Source organism: Postechiella marina (assembly GCF_039538365.1).
Lineage (GTDB): Bacteria > Bacteroidota > Bacteroidia > Flavobacteriales > Flavobacteriaceae > Postechiella > Postechiella marina.
In genome coordinates, this window is sequence record NZ_BAABCA010000002.1 from 107,180 (window position 1) to 133,751 (window position 26,572).

Genomic DNA, 26,572 nt, shown 5'->3' on the forward strand with positions numbered 1-26,572 from the left:
ATTCTTATTTCTCAACTTAATTATAGGTTGTATATAAAACATAAAAGGTGTCGAATTAAAGACACCTTTTACTTTTCAACTAAACAAGCAAACTATTTAACAATCACTTTTCTATTAATCAATCCTTTTTCTGTATTCATTTTAAAAATATAAACTCCTGTATTTATTTTAGCAGGAATAGTAATTTGTTTTAAATTACTATTTACAGGCAACACTTGTAACTCTTGCCCAAGTAAATTATAAATGTTTATATCTGAGATATAAGTATCAGACGTTTTTTTAATTTCTACTACAGATGCTTCATCATTATAAAATAAAGTAACATCATTTAAAACATGAGTGTCTTCAATATTTAAAGTAGCTGCAGACGATGCTTCAAAAACCACTTCAAAACGCTCATTATAAGTACCTTTTTCAAGATATACCTGATAAGGAGCCAAACTAATATCGTGCGTTAAACCAGTTGCATTATCTTTAATATATATTGGCAGGTTTGAATCTATATGTTCTTGCTCATCAATTTTAATAGTAGACAGCCCAGACTCGCTAACCACAACCCCTAAAGGAAACTTTTGAGTTGCATTTAAATTATTTACACCTTGTATAACAAATTTATTGTCATTTAATCTCCAATACATATCTTCTTGGTTAACGTCGACCATAATAGCATCGTAACCCATATCAAAACCATTAGAAGCAGAATTATTAACACCTAATACTATTTGCCTATGGTAGCCTTTTGGAGAATCGAACATTAACTTTAAAGTTGGAATTGCTTCCTCTGTATTAACGCTTGCTGTATTTCCTTTTTTAGATGAAGACTTTAAGAATAATGATGTTGTTCCATCTTCTTTTGCATAAATACGTTGGCTGTTTTTAAATACAATATCTCCACCATCAATAGGGTCGATTTGAACTCCATGTTCGTCTAGCAAACCAGCCTCTACTTTGGTTGACACAAAGAAACCCTGGTTAACAGGTATGTATTGTCCTGGTACTTTTGACCCTACTGCCCCTGTATTATTAATTCGAGCATCGTTGGATATCGCTGCAGCACCACCTGTTAAATTTCTAGTAGCATAACCGCCAACATATTCTCCTAAATTATGAGAATCTACTTGACCAAAATGATCCCAGAAATATAGCGCTCCGTTAATAACTGTGCCTGTTGTATTATTACCACCATCTGCAATACTTAAATTATCTAAAATAAACTCGGTAGCATCTATAGCAGACGGGTAAGGATTACCCACCAATCGCTCTACATCTCCAGATGTTTTATCTAATGTTAAACTAATATCGCCATTATAAGGCAATCCTTTAAACACATAATTTTGCTCGTTTGTTATAGGTGCAGCTCCTTTTGATCCCTTCATGGTAAAACCTTCTCCTGGAGCAATAGATGTTAATTCTGTTAATGGTTCCCAAGCATTATAATCGTCTTCGGCTCCATAAAACTTATATAACCAATAGGTACTAATAATTTTATGTAATCCTGGAGGAGGTAATGCTCCTGCATTAGCAGAGGGGTCGAAACCAAGATCTGCATAACCATCAGAATCAGAGCCATTTTTAACAGCCTCTAATATGGTATAATTAGCATTTGGTGCGGTAACACCTGTACCTCTTGCCGACGCATTTCCTGTAATTGGCCCCACCGAAGAGCTCCAGTAGTTATAATTATAGGCATTTTCTGTTCCTTGCTGATCTCGCTCTATGTAACCGCCACTATCGGCGTCTATAATACTACCTTCCAGTTGAATTAACTGTGACTCGCCCACCAAATCTATAACACCATCTAACTCTAAATAATTAGATATAAAAAGAGCTTGCCCTGCATTATCTTCTACAGGAGTTGTAATTACAGGATCTGCTATTTCGAAGGTACCGTCTGCTACAACTAATCCTAAAAGAGAAATATCTCTATCTCCAGAAGTAATGTCGTGTTCTGTTTGTACAATATTCCAGTCTATAACTGTTGTACCATCTAAAGACAATGAATTTGGTATAACCTGATCTGCATTATTACTCCATGTTGCAGGGGTATCCCATGCACCTGCATTAGCAGTAATGTAAGGTAAAGGTGCCGTTTGGTCGTCTACTAACTCTTTATCTTTATTTAAATAATTAAGTCTTAAAAAGAAACGATCATCTGTTAAACCCTCTGTAGTAGAACCATAGAAGGAATTAAAGTTATAATATGCTCTTAAATTTGTCCAAGGTAAGGCTATTAAAGCATTACTAGCTGCATCATAAGGTAATATGGTGCCTTGAACAAAACCAGAACCGTTTTTCTCTACTTCTTGATTCATTAAATATTTTACCTGTGCAGCAGAAAGACCAAAATCCCAAACATAAACCTCGTCTATTTCTCCTTGTAAAGAACTTGATACAATATCGGTTATATCATCATATACAGCACCAATAATAAAACGATTAAAGTTAGGCGAAGGATGTACTATGTTAGATATCGACTTATCTAAAACACCATCTATATACAATAAAATGGTTCCGCTATCGTAAACAAAAGTAGTCTGATGCCACTTACCATCATCTACATCCATATTTGAGGTGTACTTAGGTGTTACAGCATCGTCTATAAAAACTTCAACATGACCAGTTGTGTTTAAACGAATTTGCAACTTTTCTCCTTTTGATATTATTGTACGATTACTAGCTACAGAAGCACATTTAATCCATGAAGAAAGCGTAAATGCTTCAGAGTTTAAATTAAGTAAAGACTCTCCCGCTAAATAATCTCCAACACCTAATGATATTGAATGATTACTAGTTAACTTAGAAACTTTTCCGAAGGTAAAAAACTTGGTACCATTAAAGTGATACCATGTTTCTAGATTAGTGCCCCCATCAGATTTTAAAGGAATAACATCTATAATATCGGCATCAGTAAAATTATCATTATCAGCCACAATTAAAGCGTATTCTTCTGTTGCTAATTTTGTAAAAGAACTAAATGCAGAAGTAGGGATAGAAATATAAACATTTTCTACATCGCCCACAGTTTCTATAGATTCTACAATTTTCCATTTTCTATCTATGCGAGTTAACGATGTTGTTATACTCGACGTTATATTTACTGTATTAGTGTTAGAGCCTGTATATGGTCCATTATTATTACCCCAAATTAAAAACTCTCCATCTTCATGAAACTCATTTGGATTTTCGGTATTTGTATCGAAAACACCTTGTAAACCAATAGTAACTTCGTCTATTCTATTTACAGACTTAGACTGTTTTTGGTTTAAATCTGAACTATCATCTCTTCCTATCCCTGCCACATCGTAATTATAACCCAAATTAGCTGTTATGTCCCAAACTGAAGTGCCAAAAGAACTGACATAGTCTTTTAAAGCCTCTGTAGAACCCCCTAAGGTAATACCATATTTAATAGCTAAATACGATTCTATTTTTTGTCTTTCTGCATTGTCTAATTTACTTGCAAATGTAAAAATCTCGGCTATTCTTCCGTTTAAAGAACCTGCACTACCTAAATTACCCCCAATTGCATATTGGCTACCCGCTGTAAGATTGGTAAAAAGCCCAGAACTTGCACTACTAATTACAGAAGAATTATATAAGATTTCTTGTCCTGTAGGAGAACTCAAGGCGTTATTAGTTACATTAATTATACCTGGGTTACTATAACTTGCACTAGTATCTCCTGTACCATAATACGTACCTAAAGGAATACCTTGGTTGTAAGACAAAGTTTCGTTTGTTAAACCTAGAGAATAGTCTCCAAAACCAATTCCTGTTACATCGTTTATATTTACCGTTTCTGCTCCTGCAAAAATAGTGCTCTTAGACGATGCACTTGTCATTGTAGCGTCTGGAACCATAACTATAAAAATATCTTCTGTATAAAATCCGTTTGATGTGTTGTACATAAATTGATTATTGGCTCCACCATCGTTTTCGAATTTAATAACTGGATTAAAATTTATATTCTCTGTTGCAGAATCGACATAAGTCGGTTCGTTTCCAGGATCTGCAGTAGCAGATTTTAAATTAGTACCAACATCTAACCAATCTGTTACTGCAGATCCGGTTTTAGTAACACCTCTAGTAGACTTTAACCAAAGTCTAAAATCTGCTGTAACACCACCAGGGCCTGGTATACTATAATCAAACATTTCTGCACTTACATTTATAATAAAAGAACTTGTATCTGGGTCGTTAGAATTAACACTTATAGCAGCAGACTGTGTGCCCGAAACTGCAGAAGGACCAGTAAATGTAACATCTATATAGATTCCTGATAAAGATGCCATACCTGTGTAAGGAAATGAAACTGGAGACGATATAGTAAAATTAGGATTATTACTTAGAACCGAAGAGATATCTAATGCACAAGTACCAATATTTGATAAAGTAAAACGTCTTGTTACAGATGCTCCTTCTTCTACCACACCAAAATAAGTTCCGTTTAAATCTGTTGTTGCTGTATTATTTAACACATCTGCTTGCGGATCTCCTCCAGAAGCAAAAATTTCTGGAGATGTTCCCATCGAAAAAGTAAAATCAAAATCGGGATCTCTATTGTTTTGAATAGTAACATTAGTGCTGGCGCTACAGTTACCTGTATTGTTAATAATGTAAAACCATAAGGTCTGCACTCCGTTATAGCAGTATGGCGCTTTTAAATTTACTGGAATTGGCCTATACCATCCATAATAATATGTGCCAACAGAAAAATCGGTATTATTACTTAAAATAATATCGTCTATTCTTACATTAGAGCAATCGCCTCGCGCACTCTGTATGGTAAACCATTGATAACTACCTGACGACATTGTAACAGAATCTCCATCTGATACTGTTGACCCACCATAAACGTCAACTCGCATGTTTTGCGCATTACCAAATAATATACTTAGCACGAACATAGCACATGCGCATATTATAGAAGAGGTTAAGTTCTGTTTCTTTTTCATAATTAAGATTTAAAAAACCCAAATTATTTCATCGATTAACAGCATATTTACACGACAAAAATACAACTTATATTTAATTCAGCAAAATAAAGTTTAAAAAAATGCATTTTTTAGTATGTTTTTTCCCACTTTAAAGAGCGAGTAAAAACTAACAAATAATAGCATACTGTATACCACCAAAGGATAGTTTGATAAAACTTTCTTAAAATAAAAAACCAAATAATTAAAATATTTGTAAAAATTGAGAAGTAAATGATGGTTAAGTAAACACAACACATAACTGTTTCAAATTTGATAATGGTTTCTTATTTGAATTAAAAATCATTTTCAATTTTTGTTAGTTGACATATATCGAAATTTTTACAAATAACTGATTTTCAATATTTAAAAATAACAAAAACTAAATTAACATCTATATTGTCTAGTTAAAGCATAAACATAGACGTGAATTTTAAGTGTAAAAAACTAAATTTTTAATACATTTACGTACACATCAGCACCAACTAAACTATACAAATGCAATTTTTAAGATATTTAATAATTTCTTTTACAATTTTATTTTTTTCAAGCAATTTACTGGCTCAACGCATAGAAATAAAAGACAGTATTTTAGCCAAGGCTATTTCCTATAAATTTAAAAACCAAGACAGCGCTTTTTATTATTTTAAAAAAGGATATGAGCTAAGAACAAAAGAAAAAGACACATTGGCTGTTATTAATATATTAATAGAGACATCACAATTATACGCACATAATGTGAACTACGAAAAAGCCTATGATGGTTACTGGGAAGCCTTATTACTTGCAGACCACTCTAAAAACTTATACGCTAAAGCCAAAATTTACCAAGGACTCGGTTGGCTATACTCTTTTTACAAAAGAAATGACAAAGCACTAGAGTATCTTACCCTGGCGTTAAACACTAAAAAGGAATTTGTTAAAAACAAAACCATAAATATAGATTACTTAACAGAAAACTATTTTTCTCTTTTATCTTTTTATAGGGTTAATAAAAACTACGATAAAGCAAGTAAATATGTAGATAGTCTCGCCTTTTTACAACAACATAGAAAAGAACCTCAGGATAATTTCTATTACATATCTGAGTCTGGATATTTAGATGCTATAAATGGTAATTATACCAATGGATTAAAAAAATTAGACCAAGCCAAAACTTATTTTAAAGAAAATAAACAAGAATACCTTGTAATAATATATGCTTTACTGGGCGATGTTTATTTAAAAAAAGGAGATACAACAAAGGGCATTATAAATTATAAAAAATCGCTTAACATTTCTAGAACTTATAATAGCCACGTAGATTATAAACTAAAATCTTTTGAAGCTCTATTCAACATTTATCAAAATAAAAAAGACTATGAGAAGGCTAATTATTTTTTATTAAAGTTTAAAAAATTAAATGATGACATTTTTGGAAGCAAAAGTAAAAACAATCAACACTTATTAGAAATTAAAGATAAATATCGTATTGAAAAAGATAGAGAAGCCAATCTTTTAAAACAGCAACATATTACAAAATTAGAAAACGAAGAACATATTTGGTACTTACAATCTATAATTCTGCTAGTTTCTATTGTATCACTAGCTTTATTCACTTTTTTATACATTAGATATATAAGGAATAAACATAATGCTGAAAAGGAGATTTTAAAAGAAAAACAGCGCTTAAAAATTAAGCAGAAAGAAGAAGTGCTAGAATTAAAAAACAAAGAATTAACAGCATCAGCTTTAAGGTTAATTGAAAAAGATGAGTTTATTTCTAATATCAAAAAAAAATTAGCAAATCAAAAAGAGGGCAATATTGATGTACAAGTTATAAATCGTGTTTTAAAATCTATTCAAGGCAATCCTAACAATAACTGGAAAGAGTTTGAAGCAACATTTACATCTATAAACGAGAGCTTTTACACAAAACTAAAAACTCAATTTCCAAAACTGAGTCAAACAGATCAAAAAATTTGTGCCTTGGTTAAGCTTAATTTTTCTAGTAAAGATATGGCCAAATTACTTGGCATCTCGGTAGAGAGCGTTCACACATCAAGACATAGATTACGCAAAAAAATAGGATTAAGCAGGGAAGAAAACCTAGAAGAATTTATTAGTAAAATATAAGACAAAAACCATACACGTAAAAGCTTTTGTACTAAAGCCTATGGCTGTAATAGCTATAGAATAATGGTATTATTTAAGTTAACTAAATATTTGGTTAAACACCATTTTTTCGAGAAGGATTTCTTTTTAAAATGGATTTAAAACAAAAAAGCATCCCAATTTTCTATAAAAGAAAAAAGGAAAGCTTTCCATCGGTTTCGCGCTAAATTACTTTAGCATCACTACCATATTTCGATAGACTACTACACCTATCAAAACAACACAACTACCGTTTATTGCCAAAAAAAGCTCTAATTTCTCAGAGCTTCTTTGTTGCAATTTTGCGGTCTGGACGGGACTCGAACCCGCGACCTTCGCCGTGACAGGGCGACATTCTAACCAACTGAACTACCAGACCGTTGCGTTATTGCGATTGCAAAGATACACGTCTTTTTGATATCTCAAAGCCTTTTTTATATTTTTTTTTAAATATTTTTTCTAACCAAATTTTTGTCGCTCTAACATATACGTTGTGAGTATGTTACCAAAACCTTTGTTTATATCGGCTTCTACATAATTTATCTTGTATTGAGCGCATTTTAATTTTAAAGCTTCAAAATATGAAGCTACAGCATCATTATATGACGATTTTACTGTTTCGGAATACAAATTTATATGTTCTCCGGTTTCAACATCTATAAAACGCTTTGGAGTATTATCAAAATTAAAGGTTAATTCGCTTTCTTTATCAAAAACATGAAACAATACAACTTCGTGTTTATTATATTTTAAATGCCTTAGAGCCTCAAATAACTTAGTTTCATCTGTTGTGGTTTGAAACATATCGGTAAATAAAAAAATTAAAGACCTCCTGTGTATTTTTTCTGCTATTTGATGTAAATACGTATAAGTTTCTGTTTGTTTGTTTTCGGGCTTTATAATTACCGTATTGCTTAACTTGTCTAATAACATTTGATGATGCCTCTCACTCCCCTTCTCTGGTGCATAAAAATCGTAAGCATCACTATAAATACTTAAACCTACAGCATCGCGCTGTTTTTTTAACAAATGCATTAAAGCCGCAGATGCTAATGCAGAAAAAGCTACTTTGTTTAATTGATTAATGGATAAAGTATGTTTTTCTGGATAATGCATAGAGCTACTATTATCTACAATAATATGGCAGCGTAAATTAGTTTCGTCATCGTAGCGCTTGGTATAAAGCTTATCTGTTTTAGCAAAAAGTTTCCAATCTATATGTCTGGTACTTTCTCCTTGATTATAAATTTTATGCTCGGCAAACTCTGCCGAAAACCCATGAAACGGACTTTTATGCATACCCGAAATAAACCCTTCTACTACCTGCTTTGCCAGTAGTTCTAAATTTTTAAAACCTTCGGTTTTGTTTAATTCGCGTTGTAAATTCATCTATTTTTTATTAAGCCGCTTCACTTTTAAATTAAAAAGACAAGATTTTAAAACCTTGTCTTTTTTACTATTTACAATATTTTTCTAGATAATCGCGTCTACAATACCATAAGCAACAGACTCTTCTGCTCCCATCCAATGGTCTCGATTAAAGTCTTTTATTATTTTATCTACATCTTGTCCGCAGTTATTAGCAAGTAGCTCTGCACTTAACTCTTTAGTTTTTATAATTTCTTTTGCTGTAATTTCTATATCACTAGCTTGTCCACGAGCACCACCGCTTGGCTGGTGTATCATTACACGAGCATGTGGTTGTATAAAACGTTTGCCTTTTTCGCCTGCAGATAAAATAATAGATCCCATAGAAGCTGCAAAACCAGTACAGATAGTAGACACTGGACTTTTAATAGATTTCATACAATCATAAATAGCAAAACCAGAAGTTACATAACCTCCAGGACTATTAACGTATAAATGAATGGTATCGTTACTTAAGGCGTCTAAATACATAAGTCTATCTATAACATGCTTAGCCGAATCGTCGTCTACCTGTCCCCATAAAAATATTTTACGTTCCTCTATTAATTTGCTATCTATCGCGTCTTGAACTTTATTTTTACTCATAATATTATTTTTTCTAATTTCCATCTAAAATAAAAAAAGGTTCACCATTATGGCAAACCTTTTGTATTTTCTTTTAATAAAATGTTACTTTAAAAGACCATCAATAGCATCTGTATAAGCGTTTTTAGGCGCTACACCAACTTGTCTACCAACTACCTCACCGTTTTGAAATACTAAAACAGTAGGTATGTTACGAACACCATATTTAGCTGCAAATTCTTGGTTAGCATCTACGTCTACTTTACCAACAAGAGCTTTACCATCGTATTCTTCGCTAATTTGTTCTATAATTGGTCCAACCATTCTACATGGTCCACACCAAGCAGCCCAAAAATCAACCAATACTGGTTTGTCACTATTTAGTACTTTTTCTTCAAAAGTCGCATCTGTTATTTCTAATGCCATAATATTTATATTTTAATATGTTCTTAATTAATTTTAATAACACAAAATTAGTCAAAAATTTCTCTAAAGCTTACAAGCTAACAATTTGTTTTGTTTATACTAAGATTGTTTGTAGTTATTTTAGCATAATCTGGGCGCAACCACCCAAAAAGGTGGTCAGGCTATTCGTTATATCTTTTTAATGTATCTTGTTTTTAGTTTAAATTAAAATCTGTTTTATAAACTATAAGTAGGTTTTAATACTATATAACACAACACATTAAAAAGGATGCCACTACTATCCTTTGCGCAAAATACAATATTATTCAGCTAAAATTTTAAAAACAAAGGCATAATTTCCTGTTTTTTTATTTGGCAATTCTATTTTTAGTGCCTCATTATCAACATTAAAGTTTAATTTTTTATGGTATCCTAATAAACTAATAGATGTAATTGTTTTATTAAAATAAGCATTATCTTTTTTTAATGTATAAATATTTAAAACCTCATCTTCTGGCCAATCTAACACTGTGGCATAAAGTATATCTCCTTTTGTGGTAAACCTAATATCTTTAGCTGTATTATCGGCATTTTTATTTTCGCTTAAATGCCCTTCTGTAATGGTAGTATCGCCTTCACCATACACTTTAAACGTTCTACTACCATAAATAGCCTCTCCATTTAACTTTAACCAAGCCCCCATTTCAAGTAAACGTGTTTTTACACCTTCTGGTATTTCTCCGTTTGCTTTTGGTGTTATATTTAGTAACACAGATCCGTTTTTACTTACCACATCTACTAAAAAATCTATTAATCGGTTAGTTGTTTTATATTGCGGATTACTTATATGCGACCACGATTTCCAATCTATAGAATCGTCTGTTAACCACGGAAAAGTTTTTTTCTCTTTCATTCTAGAACGCTCTAAATCTAAAACCGCTGTACCTTCTTCAAAATCGAAAAACTTATAGGTAGAAACTACATCTTGTTTTCTGTTCTCGGCATGATTGTAATAATACTCTAAAAACTCTTTTCTATGCGCCTCGCTTATTATATCCATTTTATTATCAAACCAAACCATATCTGGGTTGTATTTATCTACAATTTCTTTAAGCCTACTTAGCCACTCGTCGTTAAACGCTTTATTGGCTAACGGATAGTATTTATCGTTATTAAAATTAGCTTTATGCGGATTTTTAGGATACACAAAATCTCCTTTTTTTAACTTAGGACCATATAAATCTGCATATTCAGGGTTGGCTGCATCAGTATTCTCATCCCAAGTAGGGAACCAACCAAACAACCATTGCCTATGAAACGTTGCTATAAATTTCATGTCGCGCTTTCTAATTTCTGTAGATAGTTCTCCCATTATATCACGCTTTGGCCCCATATTTTTTGCATTCCATCTTGTAAGATCGCTATCCCACATAGCAAAACCATCGGCATGCTCTGATACTGGACCTGCAAATTTTGCTCCAGCATCTTTAAATAACTGCGCCCACTCTGCAGCGTTAAATTTCTCGGCAGTAAACATGGGTATAAAATCTTTATAACCAAACGTATCTAACGCTCCGTATGTTTCTATATGGTGCTTGTTTATTTTTTGACCTGTTTTATTATTAGCTTCTGGATTATTTTTATCTACATACATCCAATGCGAGTACCATTCGTTTTCGAATTCTGGAACACTATATGGCCCCCAATGGCAATAAATTCCGAATTTTGCATCTAAAAACCAATCAGGCGTTTTATGTTGTTTTAACGATTCCCAATTAGCTTCATAAGTGATGTTGGTTTCTTTTTTTGCTACTGTTTTTGTATTACACGAAAACAAGCATATTAAGAATGGTATAATTAATAACCTCATAAAATTTAAGTTTTAAAACTCAAAAATAAGTCTTCTTAACCTATAAAAACATGACTCATGTTTTAAAAACTATTTCTATTGTATAAAAAATAAAAAAGAGTCGATTGAAAAATTTTACCCTAAATCTAATAGTAAAAGTTGTGCTTTAAAATTATCTATTACTAGATAAACCACAGATGTTAACACAGGAAACTTTGCTTACCTTAAAAAAAAACAAATTTATTCGATTAACAAAAACAATTTAAAACAAACTATTAGTACTATTAGTAAGCTTATCCATAAACTTAACAAACTTGTATTTTATCTGCATAGTGTAACTGCTTTTCTTGTAAATTCTATAAAAAATAACACCAATAATTACTATAAGTTACTAAACAAGTCTTTATTAAATCAAGAAATTAGAATTAATTACCCAGAGTATAACGCATAGCATTAACCATTTAATTTAAAAAGAATATTTTCGTTTTCTAATTCTCCTAATAATTCTTGAGATACTTTTACTTTTTGTCTTCTACTTGGCATTTGTAGTTTAATTTTTTCTTTAGAATCGTAAACCACAAAATTTAGCATTTGATTTCCTGGGTGCATCATTAACAACTCTTTAAGTTTTAACACCGTTTCTTCATGTAAATCTCTTAAATTTAACTGAATGGTTAACTTTTTAGCATATTGCTCCATAACATCGTGCAACAACTGAAAGCCATTAAATTGAAGTCTTGGCTCACTCTTTTTACCTGTATCTTTATTTACCCAACCATCTCGAATAAAACTTCTAACATAAACAAAGTTATTTTGCATTAAAAAGTGCCTATATTTTAAATACTCTTCTCCAAAAATTCTAAACTCGTAAGAGTCTGTATAATCTTCAACAGTAAACATAGCCCAACCCTTACCTTGCTTACTAACACGATGTTGCACATCTGTAACTACACCACCAAAAGTAATTTCTCTATTTACATAAGGCGTCATATCATTAAAAAAGGCAATAGTACCGCTACAAAAGGTTTTCATTTCGGTTCTAAAATCGTCTAAAGGATGCCCAGATATATATACACCAACAACCTCACGCTCTTGCGCTAGTTTTTCCATAGTGCCCCATTCTTCGCAAGGAGGCACTTCGGGTTCTGCTATTTGCACTTCGCTAGAAGCACCAAACAAGCTTACTTGTGCCGAGTTTTCGTTCTCTTTATGCCTTTGGGCATATTTAATTACTTTTTCTAAAAAGGTTATTTCTCCGCCTTCTTTAAAAAAATACTGTGCTCTGTGTGTCTCGCTAAAACAATCGAAACCTCCAGCTAAAGCCAAGTTTTCTAGAGCTCTTTTATTGGCTGCTCTTAGGTCTATACGTTTAGCAAAATCGAAAACAGATTTATAATGCCCATCTTTTTCCCTATTATCTACAATAGTAATTACCGCACCATGGCCAACACCTTTAATAGCCCCCATACCAAACCGCACTGCGTTATCTTTATTTACAGAAAACTTGTAATACGACTCGTTAATATCTGGACCTAAAACGGGTAGTTTCATGCGTTTACACTCTTCCATAAAGAATGTAACTTGTTTAATATCGTTCATGTTATTAGACAAAACCGCAGCCATATACTCAGCAGGATAATGCGCCTTTAAATAGGCTGTTTGATATGCTATCCAGGCGTAACATGTAGAGTGCGATTTATTGAAGGCATAACTTGCAAATGCCTCCCAGTCTTTCCAGATTTTCTCTAATTTTTTAGCATCATGTCCGTTGGCACTTGCTTGCTCAACAAACTTAGGTTTCATTTTGTCTAGTACTGCAATTTGCTTTTTACCCATCGCCTTACGCAATACATCGGCTTCACCTTTAGTAAAATCTGCTAATTTTTGAGAGAGCAACATTACTTGCTCCTGATAAACTGTAATACCGTATGTTTCTTTTAAATACTCTTCCATTGCAGGAAGGTCATATTCAATTTCTTCGTCTCCGTGTTTTCTTCTAACAAAACTAGGTATATATTCCATTGGTCCAGGACGATACAAGGCATTCATGGCAATTAAATCATCGAAAACTGTAGGTTTTAAATCACGAAGGTGTTTTTGCATTCCTGGCGATTCGTATTGAAAAACACCAACCGTTTCTCCGCGCTGGAATAAGGCATAGGTTTCTTCATCATCTAAAGGAAAACTTTCTGGGTCCAGCAAAATATCATGCTTGGCTTTTACTATTTTAACAGTATCTTTTATTAAGGTTAGTGTTTTTAACCCTAAGAAGTCCATTTTTAGTAAACCTGCATCTTCTACTACAGAGTTATCAAATTGTGTGACATATAAATCTGAATCTTTTGCAACAGATACAGGAACGAATTTAGTAATATCGTCTGGGGTAATAATTACACCACAGGCATGAATTCCTGTATTTCGCACCGACCCTTCTAATGAACGCGCTAAATTTAATGTTTCTGCTTGCAAATCAGATCCATCAGCAATATTTAAAAGTTCGTTTATTTTTTCTAATTCTTCCGATCTAAATTTAGCAGCTAATTCCTTTTCATTTAAACCAAAAATCTTTTTTAGTTTAGACATGTTAGGTATTAACTTGGCAATTCTATCTGCATCAAATAAGGGTAAATCTAAAACACGAGCAGTATCCCTAATAGAAGATTTTGCAGCCATAGTACCATAGGTAATAATTTGTGCTACTTGGTTGGCTCCATATTTTTCTATTACATAATCCATAACCCGACTTCTGCCTTCGTCATCAAAATCGATATCGATATCGGGCATACTTACACGATCTGGATTTAAGAAACGCTCAAAAAGTAAATTGTACTTCATGGGATCGATATTCGTAATCCAAAGACAATAAGCAGCCACAGACCCTGCTGCAGAACCACGTCCAGGGCCTACAGATACATCCATGTTTCTGGCTTCACGAATAAAATCTTCTACAATTAAGAAATATCCAGGGTATCCTGTTTTCTCGATAACATCAAGCTCGAAATCTAATCGTTCTACAACCTCATCAGAGAGTTCTTCTCCATATCTTTTCTTAGCTCCTTCGTATACTAAATGGCGTAAAAAAGCATTTTCTCCACGTTTTCCACCATCAATAGCATCTTCTGCATGCACAAAACGCTCAGGAATATCAAAAGCAGGTAATAAAACGTCTCTCGCTAATTGATAAGCTTCAATTTTACCTACAACCTCTTCTATATTAGAAATGGCTTCGGGTATATCGCTAAAGGCTTTTTTCATGGCCTCTGGCGACTTAAAGAAATAGTTTTGATTTGGCAAACCGTACCTGTAACCACGCCCACGACCAATTGGAGTACCTTGTTTTTCGCCTTCTTTTACACACAGTAAGATATCGTGTGCATTAGCATCGCCTTGTTTGGCGTAATATGTATTGTTTGATGCTATTAACTTAACATCGTGTTTTTGAGCTAGGCTTATTAAGGTAGGGTTTACACGATTTTCGTCTTCTTGATTATGTCGCATTAGCTCTACATACAAGTCGTCTTTAAATTCGTTTTTCCACCAAATTAAAGCTTCTTCTGCCTGTTTTTCGCCTATATTTAAAACCTTACTTGGTACTTCGCCATAAAGGTTTCCTGTTAATACAATTAAATCTTCTTTATATTCTTGAATTAGTTTCTTATCAATTCTTGGCACATAGTAAAACCCATTTACAAAGGCATGAGACGATAGTTTTGCTAAATTGTGATATCCATTTTTATTTTTAGCTATTAATACAATTTGATAACCGTTGTCTTTTCTAGATTTGTCTAAATGGTCTTCGCAAACAAAAAACTCGCATCCAATAATGGGTTTCATTTCTCGAACCTTAGTTGGCTGGCCACTAGCTTCTGCTTCTGCAATTTTAGCTTTTGCGCTACTATTGTGTTTGTTTACAGCATTAACAAAATGAAAAGCTCCCATCATGTTAGCATGATCTGTTAAGGCTACAGCAGGCATATTATACTCTGCAGCTACAGCAACCAGATCGGATACACTCATGGTAGACTGCAATACAGAAAATTGTGAGTGATTATGTAAATGTACAAAATCGACATCGGCTAAGTCAGATTCGTTTTTCTTTATATCTGCAGAAGAGATACTAGTACCCTGAGCCTTTTGTAATCTCGCATTAATTTTAGCACTTTCCTTTTTTAAGTTAATGTGCTTTAAACCTATAAGTTGAATAGGTTGCGGATTAGCCTGAGAGAAACTCTCGAAATATTCTGGCTCTACATCTAGTTGCTCTTTAGTGTACTCGCCCAAACGCATTAATTCGAAAAAACAACGTGTTGTTGCCTCTACATCGGCAGTTGCATTATGCGCCTCTGCAAAACCAGTACCAAACAAATGCTCGTGTAACTCTGACAATGTTGGTAGTTTAAACCTACCACCACGACCTCCTGGTATTTTACATAAGTTAGCTGTGTGCTCTGTACAGGTATCTAAAACAGGAAGTTCTTGAAGGATGTTTGCCATGTCGCCACGCACAAACTCGGCTCCCATAATATTTAAATCGAACTTTACGTTTTGCCCAACAATAAACTTTGTTTTACTTAATGCAATATTAAATTTTTCTAAAACCTCGTCTAATTCTATACCTTGTTCTGCTGCCAATTCTGTAGAAATACCGTGAATTTTCTCTGCATCATACGGAATGTTAAATCCTTCTGGCTTTACCAAATAATCTTGACTTTCTATACAATTTCCCATACCATCGTGTAATTGCCATGCTATTTGTATACACCTTGGCCAATTATCTGTATCTGTAATTGGTGCGTCCCAACGTTTAGGCAAACCGGTAGTTTCTGTATCAAAAATTAAGTACATTCTTAGAGCTTAGATATTTGTTATTTAGTCGTTTAAGAAAAAGTAAACGCAGAGTATAAAAATACATAGAATTTATACTTTTATAAAGGGAAGTTGGTTTTTTTTAACAAAAAAAAGCGTAACCTATTAGATTACGCCTATCTATATTAAAAGAGGGTTAATTAAGATACCAGTTCTTCAAATTTGTGTATACTTTTTATTGTTTTTTTAATAGCCACAGTATGTTTATTTAATAAGGTCTTTATACTTTTTGATAATTCGTTATCTACCATAACATTGGCATAAGACTCTAAACTTGCCTTTTCTCCTCTTACAACCTCGTCTAAAATAGCTTCTTCATCATTTGAAGAGAATAAGTTTTTTAATGTTATCCAGTTTCTATGCACTGCGCCAGCAATACTCCCTGCTTCTTTTGGTGTTTCTTGGTAAGTTAGAATTTCGTTTTTTAACTCTCTCGCAAACTCCCCTCGCTCTGTTGCCATACGCTCAAAAAACTGTTTTAGAGTATGACTATCTACATTATCAATTGCATTTAAATACCCCTTTCGAGCATCATAATTTTTAACCAATAACTCGTTTAATTCGTTTGAAATTTTTTCTGTGTACTTCATTTTATCTTTTTCATTTTTAATCTCAATAACTTTTTTTAAGATGCTTATCGTTTCACATCTGCAATTGTAATATAACAGATAAACATCTTATATCTAAATCTTTTAACAAACTTTAGCAGTGTAAGTTAAGCTTTAACATTAAAGCTGTATAATTTAACAAACTCTGCCTATTTAAGTAATTTATATTTTAAACTCTTTTTTTAATATTAAAAGCATATTTTTGAAAGTATAGAACACACTTAATTTTTAAGTTGAAACTATTACTGCTATTAAACTCTAAATAAACAACGAAAAACACAATGAAAATACGATTCTGTTTATCACTACTTGCCTTAACTCTTTTTAACTGTACCGCTCAAAAAAACTCTTTATATGTAGGCACCTATACAAAAGGTGAAAGCGAGGGTATATATAAACTAGATTTTAATACTAAAACAGGCGTATTAAGCAATAAAATATTGGCTATAAAAACAGAAAACCCTTCTTTTATAGCTTTTTCTCCCAACAAAAAATACATTTATGCTGTTGGAGAGGGCGAAACCAGTGCTATTACTGCATTTAAAGTAAATAACAACAAAACACTAACCTACATAAATAAAGAAAGCAGCAATGGCAAAGGCCCTTGCCATGTAGCTGTTAATAATGCTGGCAATAAAGCTGTAGTGTCTACATACGGTGGCGGTACTGCTTCTGTTTACAGTATTAACACCGATGGTAGTTTAAAAAAAGCTTCGCAAACATTTAACCATAATACCGATAATAAAAAGGCTCGTGCACATTCGGCGCAATTTTATAAAGACGATTTGTTTGTATCTGATTTAGGTCGAAATGCCTTATACCAATACAAATTAAATGATGATAACTACACATTAAAATCTGAGTCTATTATTAAAATGGATGGAAATCCTGGCCCTAGACATTTTGCAATAAGCAAAGACGGAGAGTTTATTTATATTATTAATGAGTATGGTGCTTCTATTACATCGGTAAAAAAAACAAATGATGGTTTTAAACAAATTGACCACGACTCTACGTTAAGAGCCGATTATACTGGTAAAAATTCTTGTGCCGATATACATTTATCGCCAGACGAGCGTTTTTTATATGGCTCCAACCGAGGCGAAAACTCGATAGCTGTTTTTAAACGAGATACCGAGACAGGAACCATTGAAAAAATCCAGAACATATCGGTTAATGGCGATTGGCCTAGAAACTTTACGCTAGATCCTACTGGTAAATTTGTATTGGTTGCTAATCAAAAAAGTGAAAACATATCAGTTTATAGCATAAACAAAAACACAGGAAAGCTAATGTTTTTACACGATATAAAAGTGCCTTCGCCAGTTTGCCTTTTATTTTAAAAGCAACTTATTCTGAATTAAAATACAATTATAAGAATTTTATTGAATTACGATTGACTAGTTTAAATAATGCTTGGTAGTCGAGGTTGTTTTGATGTTTGGCAACAAACAAAAAATATCAAAAAAACAAAAATTCATTTTTATATATCGAGAATTATAGATATATTTATGATATGAATTTGAAAATAGCAACAGAAATTGGTAAATGCTTATCAAACCAAATTAGATTTCAAATATTGGAATGGTTGAAAGAACCAGAGAAACACTTTCCACCACACGAAACATTAAAGCATTTTAACGATGGTGTTTGCGTTACTTATATTCAAGAAAAAACGAAACTATCTCAATCGACTATTTCAACATATTTAACCAATATGGAAAAATGTGGACTTTTAATATCAACACGACACGGAAAATGGTCGTATTTAAAAAGGAACGAAGAAACGATTAAACAGTTTACGGATTTTCTAACTTAAAAAAATTTGATAACACATATCGACATTTCGCAATATAACAAACTATGAAATTATTAATTGACATTTTAGGTTGGTCAGGTTCAGGATTGATAATCCTTGCCTATGCCCTAACACTAATCGAAAACAAAAAATATTTGGACTATGGCAAGTATTTAAACTTGTTTGGAGGACTTTTAATAGCCATAAACTGTTATTACTATAATGCTATTCCACCATTTGTAACTAATTTACTTTGGAGTGTGATAGCAACTTTAACCATTTACAAGTCAAGAAATAAAAAAGAAAACCGCAACAAAACTCAATGTTTAACATAAAAAACAAACAATGAAAATTTTAATAATTGGAGGAAATGGAACAATCGGAAAAACTGTGGTTTCACATTTCAAAGAAAAGAACGAAATAATAATTGCTGGACGAACCAATGGCGATGTGACTGTAGATATTGCTGATAGCAATTCAATAAAAACTATGTTTGAGAAAACTGGAAAATTAGATGCTATTATTTGTATTGCAGGCGAGGCTAAATGGGACAATTTTAATAACCTTACCGAAAAAGATTATTATATCGGATTGAAAAGTAAATTAATGGGACAGGTAAACCTTGTGCGAATCGGGCAGAATTATTTAAACACAAATGGATCAATTACTTTATCTACAGGAATTTTAGCAGACGACCCTGTAGTAAAAACAACTAGTGCTTCAATGGTAAATGGCGGAATTCATAGTTTTGTAAAAGCGGTTGCACTTGAAATAGAGAACGGAATCAGAATAAATGTTGTTTCTTCGGGAATGGTCGAAGATGCTTACAAAAAGTACAAAGACTATTTTCCAGGACACAACCCAATACCAATGAAAAAAGTAATTAACGGATATGTAAGAAGTGTAAACGGAAAAGGAAATGGCGAAATAATTAGAATTTACAACTAAAACAATCAACTTATGTACCCAATCCTACTATTATTATATTGACCTATTAAAAAATTAAACATTGCGATTTTATGGGCAATCATCAACTTATAATAAAAGCCAATATTCGCATAAATAAAACTTCTAACATGGTACTTCAAACTTCCACCTTTATTAATTATCTTTGCAGTTAGATTAAATCTAAAATAACGAATGAAGCTTAATAAACAAGATATATTAAAGGCGTTAGAATCTATTACAGTACCCGGAGAAGGACAAAATATGGTTGATAGCGGTGCAGTAAAAAATGTAATAACTTTTGGAGACGAAGTTATTGTAGATATAACCATTGCAAATCCTAGCTTACAGGCAAAGAAAAGAACAGAAGTAGACATTCTAAAAACCATTCACGAAAAGGTTTACGAGAAAGCAAAAATAAAAGTAAACATAAAGGTTGATGCACCAACAACAGCAAAACCAAATGTAATTAAAGGTAAACCATTACCTGGTGTTAAAAACATTGTAGCAGTGGCTTCTGGCAAAGGTGGTGTAGGTAAATCTACCGTTACTGCAAACCTAGCAGTTACACTTGCAAAAATGGGCTTTAAAGTTGGTATTTTAGATGCCGATATTTACGGACCATCTATTCCAATCATGTTCGATGTAGAGAGCGCAAGACCTTTAGCTGTTAATGTTGGCGGAAAATCGAAAATGAAACCTGTAGAAAACTACGGTGTAAAAGTATTATCTATTGGTTTTTTTACAAAACCAGATCAAGCAGTTGTTTGGCGTGGCCCTATGGCTGCAAAAGCATTAAACCAAATGATTTTTGATGCACACTGGGACACTTTAGATTTCTTACTTCTAGATTTACCTCCAGGAACAGGAGATATACATTTAAGCATTATGCAATCGTTACCTATTACAGGAGCTGTAGTTGTAAGTACACCTCAAAATGTAGCGTTAGCAGATGCTAAAAAAGGAGTTGCTATGTTTCAACAAGACAGTATAAATGTACCTGTTTTAGGAATTATAGAGAATATGGCGTATTTTACTCCAGAAGAGTTGCCAGATAATAAATACTATATCTTTGGTAAAGATGGGGCTAAAAACCTAGCTGAAGATTTAAAAGTTCCTTTTTTAGGCGCTTTACCATTAGTACAAAGCATTAGAGAAGCAGGAGATGTTGGACGTCCAGCAGCGTTACAAACAGCAACTCCGTTAGAACAAGCTTTTGAAGATATTACTAAAGAAGTTGTGCAAGAAGTAGTAAGACGTAATGACGATTTACCAGCTACTGAAGCTATAAAAATTACTACTATGGCTGGTTGCTCAGCAGTTAAAAAATAAGATATGACATCAGAAGAAGTTAAATTAAATGTAGAAAAAGCTCTAGACGAAATTCGCCCATTTTTACAAAGCGACGGTGGAGACATTTCGTTATTATCTATAGAAGACGATAGAATTGTAAACGTGCAATTACAAGGCGCTTGCGTTGGTTGCAGTGTTAACCAAATGACATTAAAATCGGGTGTGGAAATGACTATAAAAAAACACGCTCCGCAGATAGAAAAAGTGATAAATATAGAAGCCTAAAACTGCTTGTTTTTATTTCCTACTAAAATAATAGACAAACATGTGTTTTAAATAATTTTAAACCATTAAATTTGCGGCATGACTTATGAAGTGCTAAAAATAATAGTACAAAAATTATATAATGGAACAAGATATAAACATTAAAATTACAGATAGAGATGGTGTAACACACGATGTAGTTGCGCCTACAGATATGGCCATGAATCTTATGGAGGTTGTTCGCTCTTACGAGTTAGCACCAGAAGGAACTATTGGAGTTTGTGGTGGTATGGCTATGTGTGCTTCATGCCAATGCTATGTAAATAGCGATACCAAATTACCAGAAATGGGAGACGACGAAGAAGCTATGTTATCTGAAGCTTTTGATGTAAAAGACAACTCTAGATTAGGTTGCCAAATTCAAATAACTCCAGAAATGGAAGGTCTTGAAGTAGAATTGGCACCAGAGAGTTAAAAACCTCAACAACATTTTGTGTCTTATTTTCACATCACATAAATAGATAAAAATCCCTTTATAAACAGCGTATGTAACGTATTTTATAAAGGGATTTTTTTAGTAAACCCTCTGGTTTTAATCACCTTACAAAAACATTCAAACTAAAAAACACAATAAGTTTTTATTTTATTTTTATTTATTCTAAATAAAGAATATATTTGCAGCCAGAATTACGAAGCATATATAATGGATAGTTATCAAATCGAACAAACTACATTTTGTAAATACGTATTAACAACGCCTAACAAAGAGATTAACTTGAGTTTTCCTCAAATGTTAGAATTAAGAAGAAAAATATACGATTTAACAACCTTCGAAACACTTAATAAAATTATAGATACAGATAATTTTGTTTTACTTTTTGTAGCAGATAAACAACATTTAGTATACCTAGACATTCCTCAATTATTAAAACTTAAGGAAGAAATTCAACTATTTTTCCTTGATTTCACCCCTGTTATTGCCTAACTTTTATCTTTATTTAGACTTTCTTTAAATTCTACTACACCTTAAAAGCGCTTGCTTTTTATTGTAACTTTGTTTAAAACAAAAAAAGGTATGAATACAGTAGTTAGAAAACAAATGTCTATTCATCCAGATGTGATGGATTTATTAAACAACCAAATTGCTATGGAAATGAAGGCTTCTGCCTCTTATTTAGCTATGGCGTCTTGGTGTGACCAAAGAGAACTTTTAAACGCAAAAAGTTTTTTTTACAAACAAGCAGAAGAAGAGCGTGAACACGCCATGAAAATATTTACATTTATTAACGACAATGGTGGTGCAGCTGTGTCTCCAAACGTAACAAACGTAAATAACGATTTTGAAAGTTTAAGAGGGGTTTACGAAGCTTCGTTAGAACAAGAAATAAGCGTAACAGAATCTATTTATAAAATTTTTAAAGCAGCTAGAAAGGAAGACGATTTTGTATCAGAAATCTTTTTACAATGGTTTATAACAGAACAGTCTGAAGAAGAAGATACATTTAGAAGCATTCTTGATATTTTTGATTTAATGGAAGGTATGCCTCTTAAAATGGTTGACGAAAGACTTCCAATGGAATAAACGCCTTTAATTAATAAGCCCAGATTTAATACTTTATTAAATCTGGGCTTATTTTTTTTGTGGAAATTTATTTTTTAAAATAGCATGGCCTTTCTTTACCTTAATTTTAAATAGATACACCCCTAAAAAACAAAGACCAAAAACGTAAACAAGTAAAACTACTATACTTTTTACATGATTTGCTAATTGTAATGGTTTGTACTTAAAAACGGGTAAAGTTTTAAAAGACTTAAAATTAATCTATTCTTTTTTATTTAACATGTTTACAAGGTGATTACGCCTTGTTTTATAAAAAGAAAGCACTTGCCTTTTTATAATTTAAATAGGCATCGGTAGAATTTCCCAAAATACTATTTAACTCTTTATAATTAACAACGAAAGCGATAGCTAAATCCACTTTTTAATCCATAATTGCTGATATTCTAATTGGTTTCTATTTGAAGGTTATCAAACATATTATATAAGATTACCACCAAACCAAAAATATTTTTTTTAAGCTTCCGTTTTTACACTTAACCCAACATAACGTCGAAAATTTCTCTTTAAAATAGCCATTTGCTATAATTTTAAAATCGTCAAAATTTTTCCATGCTATATTGGCGTGTGGGGTTATTAACCAATCTTTTTTTGTTGGTATATAAAATTTACAATGTTTAAAATCATTAAGATCTTTTTCTGTTATATAACACCCAATAACACAAGCGTTATTAAGCGTTTTAAGCCGAATATTTTGCTTGGTATAAGGCAAAAATAATTGCGCTTTAAAATAGACTTGTTGAGAAAAATCTTCGGCTTTAAATGTATCTAAATAGGGTTTACACGAACTAGAATAAAGCAATGGTAATTGCTTTTCTTTTAGCTTGGTTAGTTTCTCTATTAAAGCATCCTTTCGATTTGGACCTATAAAATGTGCTATTTCATTATTACCAACGCTCTCATCATATAAATAAAACTTATAAATAATTTCTAAATGTATAGGCTTATCGTCCTTTAACAACAAACAATCTAACTCGCCTAAAGTACGTTTGTCTTTTTGAATTTGAATATTTTCTGCTAAAATTGAGATGCCTGCATGCTGCTTTAACTCAAAAGAAACTAAACGCTCTATATATTTACCTAAGCGGAGGCTGTTATCTATTTGAATATCAATTTTAGTATATATAGACGCTATACTTAATTGCCTTAAATTAAACACCTCATCGTTTTGCCACAAACAAGGTGTATTTAAATAGCCTTCGTATCTTTTTGTTAGCATATTTTTAATTTGTGCAAAACCATAACGTATTAACCAAACTGTTTATAATCTTTTAATTTTCGTGGGCCTTCTAGCAATATTCTCACTATTTGTAATGTCCCATCTTCTCGTGTAGCAATTTGCCATTTAATTAAAGATATTTCGCCATTTTCTATCTCGATACCTGTTATACTTCTTGGGTGTACACAACTTCCATCATTAAAAAACGCTATATCTCCAGGTTCTGGAAAACGCGGTCTGTGTGTATGTCCAACAATGGTTAAAAGATTATTATTTTCTGTAATCCACTTTTTTGTTCTGCGTTCTACCTTAATTAACTCTGTGTAGTTTTTGGCAGGACTCGTAGGATCTGCAATACCCATAACATTTAAGGGTTTCCAAAGCACACGCACCATAAAACGACTCCATTTCCAGAAAATATAATTCCACCAATCTGCCTGATGCCCATGTGCCAAAAACACCTCTTGCCCACTAGAACTATGTTTTAAAATAATACCTTCATGGTACTTTATGTCTTTAAAAAGCTCGACATCTTTCCCTGTTTTAGGATCGAAATAAGTAGACAGGTGTTTTTTTACATAATTGGAATCTCTATAAACCATATCATGATTTCCCCATATCATGTGCAACCTATTATCTTTATGAAAAAGTTTCATTAACATGTACACATTTTTGTGTGCATTTAATATAGAACCAAAAGAAATATTTTCCCAAAGTTCATCTCCATCACCCAATTCGCAATATTGAAAACCTTCTTTATAATAATGCTTTAAAGCGTGAAAATAAATGTTACGGTTATTAGCAAAATCGTCTGCAAAACTATTATCTCCCCTATGGCAATCGCTAAAAAGTACAAATTTACTTTGGTCATCAAAATCTATAATTTTAGCATTTTTATAAGCGGCATCTAATCTTTTTTTAGCTGAAAACATATATTTATTCTTGCCTCAAACCATTGATATTAATAATACCAATAGTTTTTTATTAAAGTTTGTGTTTTTTATGTGGTTAAAGCTAGTGATATTTTTAATTGTTTTGTTATTTAACAACCATTACTCTTCTATTTTTTCTTCTGCTAAAGGAATTATTAAATCTACAAACTGCCCATATGCTAAGCCTGACGGATGTAGCCCGTCTGACGCGACTAAATTAGGTTGCTCTAGGCCTTCTCTAGTAATATCTGTAATATAAACGTAACTAATGTCGTGGGTTTGACAAAAATTATATATAAAATTATTATAAACATCGATTGCGCTAGATATGGATTGGTTTCCTTGTCCAAAAGGAGTATATGCGTAATCTGGAATGGATATAATGATAACTTTTTCTTTTTTGCCTTTAGCAAATTTAATAGCTGAAGCAACAAGTTCTGAAAACTCTGTTTCAAAAGTTTTAAAAGGCACGCCTTGATACTGATTGTTTACTCCAATTAAAAGAGTAACTAGATCTTGATCTGTACCAATATTTGAATTTGCTATAGCTTGTTTTAGTACAGATGTTGTCCATCCTGTTTGCGCAATAATTTCGAGATCTATATCTATATTACTTATTTTATTAAGTAAACGACTTTTAAGTTGTTCTGGAAACCTACATGTTTTGCAAACACTTTCGCCTATGGTGTAACTATCTCCTAAAGAAAGTATTTTTAGCGTTGGGTTACTGCTTAAAATAATTTCGGGTTCTGGCTCTTGCTCTTCAAATACAGTAATAGTGTCTTGTTTTTCTATTACCGACTCGCTTTGGCAACTAATATATAAAAAGCCAAAGAGTATAATTAATAAACACCTTTTCATTTTTTTTACTTAAATATACAAATTAGATATGGCACATAAAAAAAGCTCCTATTAAAGGAGCTTTTTTTAATATCTATATACACCTTAATTAAGGATTTGTAGACCATAATGCTGCACCTTTTAACATGGCTCTTCTTGGTAATTTTAAACCTGCCATAATTAAAGCAGCAAAATCTTCTGGTTGCAAAACATTATCATTATCGCCTTTGCTTAACATGCCTAAACCAATTGTCATATCAGACTCTATAGTACTAGGTGTTAATGTATTTACTCGAATATTGTTTTTTCTAACCTCCTTCATTAAAGATTCAGACAAACCTATAACTGCAAATTTAGAAGCAGAATAAGCCGAAATATTAGCATTTCCATTTAAACCAGCTGTAGAAGACACATTAATAATATCGCCTTCATTTTTATTAATTAAATGCGGTAATACCTCTTTAGTTACATAATACATACCCATAACGTTGGTTTGTATTATTTGACTCCACTGCTCTACTGGCATTTCTGTAAAAGAACCAATAGCTGCAATTCCTGCATTATTAACTAATATATCTACTCCGTTTAAATCATCTATAATACTTTTAATACTAGTTTTTACAGCTTCGTAGTTACCTACATCAAAAACAGAATATATAGCCTTAACACCAAAAGCTTCAAGCTCTTTAACTGTTTCCTTCAAAGCAGTTTCGTTTCTTCCAGTAATAGCTACATCTATACCCTCTTTAGCAAACGCAATGGCTGTTGCTTTACCTAAACCTCTGCTTCCGCCTGTAATAATTGCTTTTTTATTTTTTAAATCACTCATTATTTTCT

Annotated in this window: 21 protein-coding genes and 1 tRNA gene; 10 read left to right on the forward strand and 12 right to left on the reverse strand. The window is 32.4% G+C overall.

Annotation, left to right across the window (positions count from 1 at the left end):
• Nucleotides 1-92: 92 nt before the first annotated feature.
• Entirely contained in the window at nt 93-4,955 is a 4,863-nt protein-coding gene (locus ABD715_RS04260; protein ID WP_344786852.1) for a DUF8202 domain-containing protein, read from the reverse strand.
• 516 nt (nt 4,956-5,471) lie between these two features.
• Here ABD715_RS04260 and ABD715_RS04265 point away from each other — a divergent pair.
• A complete protein-coding gene (locus ABD715_RS04265) occupies nt 5,472-7,088 on the forward strand; it encodes a tetratricopeptide repeat protein (protein ID WP_344786853.1) in 1,617 nt (538 codons plus the stop codon).
• 323 nt (nt 7,089-7,411) lie between these two features.
• On the opposite strand, the gene ABD715_RS04270 is transcribed toward ABD715_RS04265, so the two are convergent.
• The 7 genes from ABD715_RS04270 to ABD715_RS04300 all read right to left on the reverse strand — a co-directional run bounded on the left by ABD715_RS04270 (nt 7,412) and on the right by ABD715_RS04300 (nt 16,808).
• A tRNA-Asp gene (locus ABD715_RS04270) sits at nt 7,412-7,485 on the reverse strand.
• An 80-nt stretch (nt 7,486-7,565) separates the two neighbouring features.
• Nucleotides 7,566-8,495, reverse strand: coding sequence for a DUF58 domain-containing protein (locus ABD715_RS04275; protein WP_344786854.1), 930 nt, complete (start codon nt 8,493-8,495; stop codon nt 7,566-7,568).
• An 84-nt stretch (nt 8,496-8,579) separates the two neighbouring features.
• Nucleotides 8,580-9,119, reverse strand: coding sequence for a ClpP family protease (locus tag ABD715_RS04280; protein WP_344786855.1), 540 nt, complete (start codon nt 9,117-9,119; stop codon nt 8,580-8,582).
• Nucleotides 9,120-9,203: 84 nt separating this feature from the next.
• Nucleotides 9,204-9,524 (reverse strand): thioredoxin, encoded by a 321-nt coding sequence (gene trxA, locus ABD715_RS04285; RefSeq protein WP_344786856.1) that lies wholly within the window; start codon nt 9,522-9,524, stop codon nt 9,204-9,206.
• A gap of 301 nt (nt 9,525-9,825) precedes the next feature.
• A complete protein-coding gene (locus ABD715_RS04290) occupies nt 9,826-11,373 on the reverse strand; it encodes an alpha-L-fucosidase (RefSeq protein ID WP_344786858.1) in 1,548 nt (515 codons plus the stop codon).
• A 432-nt stretch (nt 11,374-11,805) separates the two neighbouring features.
• A complete protein-coding gene (gene dnaE, locus ABD715_RS04295) occupies nt 11,806-16,197 on the reverse strand; it encodes a DNA polymerase III subunit alpha (protein WP_344786859.1) in 4,392 nt (1,463 codons plus the stop codon).
• 161 nt (nt 16,198-16,358) lie between these two features.
• Nucleotides 16,359-16,808 carry a ferritin-like domain-containing protein gene (locus ABD715_RS04300; protein ID WP_344786860.1) on the reverse strand — a complete coding sequence of 150 codons (450 nt, stop codon included), beginning with the start codon at nt 16,806-16,808 and terminating at the stop codon, nt 16,359-16,361.
• Nucleotides 16,809-17,107: 299 nt separating this feature from the next.
• Between ABD715_RS04300 and ABD715_RS04305 the strand changes: the two genes are divergently transcribed.
• The 9 genes from ABD715_RS04305 (at nt 17,108) to ABD715_RS04345 (ending at nt 22,708) form a co-directional block, all read left to right on the forward strand.
• Nucleotides 17,108-18,169, forward strand: a complete 1,062-nt coding sequence (locus tag ABD715_RS04305) for a lactonase family protein (RefSeq protein ID WP_344786861.1) — start codon at nt 17,108-17,110, stop codon at nt 18,167-18,169.
• A 173-nt stretch (nt 18,170-18,342) separates the two neighbouring features.
• Nucleotides 18,343-18,645, forward strand: coding sequence for an ArsR/SmtB family transcription factor (locus ABD715_RS04310; RefSeq protein WP_344786862.1), 303 nt, complete (start codon nt 18,343-18,345; stop codon nt 18,643-18,645).
• Between the two features lie 44 nt (nt 18,646-18,689).
• A complete protein-coding gene (locus tag ABD715_RS04315; RefSeq protein WP_344786863.1) occupies nt 18,690-18,959 on the forward strand; it encodes a CBU_0592 family membrane protein in 270 nt (89 codons plus the stop codon).
• Nucleotides 18,960-18,969: 10 nt separating this feature from the next.
• On the forward strand, nt 18,970-19,572 hold the full coding sequence (locus ABD715_RS04320) for a short chain dehydrogenase (protein ID WP_344786864.1): 603 nt from the start codon (nt 18,970-18,972) through the stop codon (nt 19,570-19,572).
• 192 nt (nt 19,573-19,764) lie between these two features.
• Nucleotides 19,765-20,901: an Mrp/NBP35 family ATP-binding protein gene (locus ABD715_RS04325; RefSeq protein WP_344786865.1), complete on the forward strand. Its 1,137-nt coding sequence runs from the start codon at nt 19,765-19,767 to the stop codon at nt 20,899-20,901.
• 3 nt (nt 20,902-20,904) lie between these two features.
• Nucleotides 20,905-21,147 carry a NifU family protein gene (locus ABD715_RS04330; protein WP_344786866.1) on the forward strand — a complete coding sequence of 81 codons (243 nt, stop codon included), beginning with the start codon at nt 20,905-20,907 and terminating at the stop codon, nt 21,145-21,147.
• A gap of 121 nt (nt 21,148-21,268) precedes the next feature.
• Entirely contained in the window at nt 21,269-21,601 is a 333-nt protein-coding gene (locus tag ABD715_RS04335; protein ID WP_344786867.1) for a 2Fe-2S iron-sulfur cluster-binding family protein, read from the forward strand.
• 228 nt (nt 21,602-21,829) lie between these two features.
• Complete coding sequence (locus tag ABD715_RS04340) at nt 21,830-22,111, forward strand: hypothetical protein (protein WP_344786868.1); 282 nt, start codon at nt 21,830-21,832, stop codon at nt 22,109-22,111.
• A 90-nt stretch (nt 22,112-22,201) separates the two neighbouring features.
• Nucleotides 22,202-22,708: a ferritin gene (locus ABD715_RS04345; RefSeq protein ID WP_344786869.1), complete on the forward strand. Its 507-nt coding sequence runs from the start codon at nt 22,202-22,204 to the stop codon at nt 22,706-22,708.
• A gap of 466 nt (nt 22,709-23,174) precedes the next feature.
• On the opposite strand, the gene ABD715_RS04350 is transcribed toward ABD715_RS04345, so the two are convergent.
• The 4 genes from ABD715_RS04350 to ABD715_RS04365 form a co-directional block, all read right to left on the reverse strand.
• On the reverse strand, nt 23,175-23,963 hold the full coding sequence (locus ABD715_RS04350) for a DUF1853 family protein (protein ID WP_344786870.1): 789 nt from the start codon (nt 23,961-23,963) through the stop codon (nt 23,175-23,177).
• Between the two features lie 29 nt (nt 23,964-23,992).
• Complete coding sequence (locus ABD715_RS04355) at nt 23,993-24,895, reverse strand: metallophosphoesterase family protein (protein ID WP_344786871.1); 903 nt, start codon at nt 24,893-24,895, stop codon at nt 23,993-23,995.
• A gap of 120 nt (nt 24,896-25,015) precedes the next feature.
• Nucleotides 25,016-25,756 carry an SGNH/GDSL hydrolase family protein gene (locus ABD715_RS04360; protein WP_344786872.1) on the reverse strand — a complete coding sequence of 247 codons (741 nt, stop codon included), beginning with the start codon at nt 25,754-25,756 and terminating at the stop codon, nt 25,016-25,018.
• A gap of 88 nt (nt 25,757-25,844) precedes the next feature.
• Nucleotides 25,845-26,564, reverse strand: coding sequence for a 3-ketoacyl-ACP reductase (locus ABD715_RS04365; protein WP_344786873.1), 720 nt, complete (start codon nt 26,562-26,564; stop codon nt 25,845-25,847).
• Nucleotides 26,565-26,572: the final 8 nt, after the last annotated feature.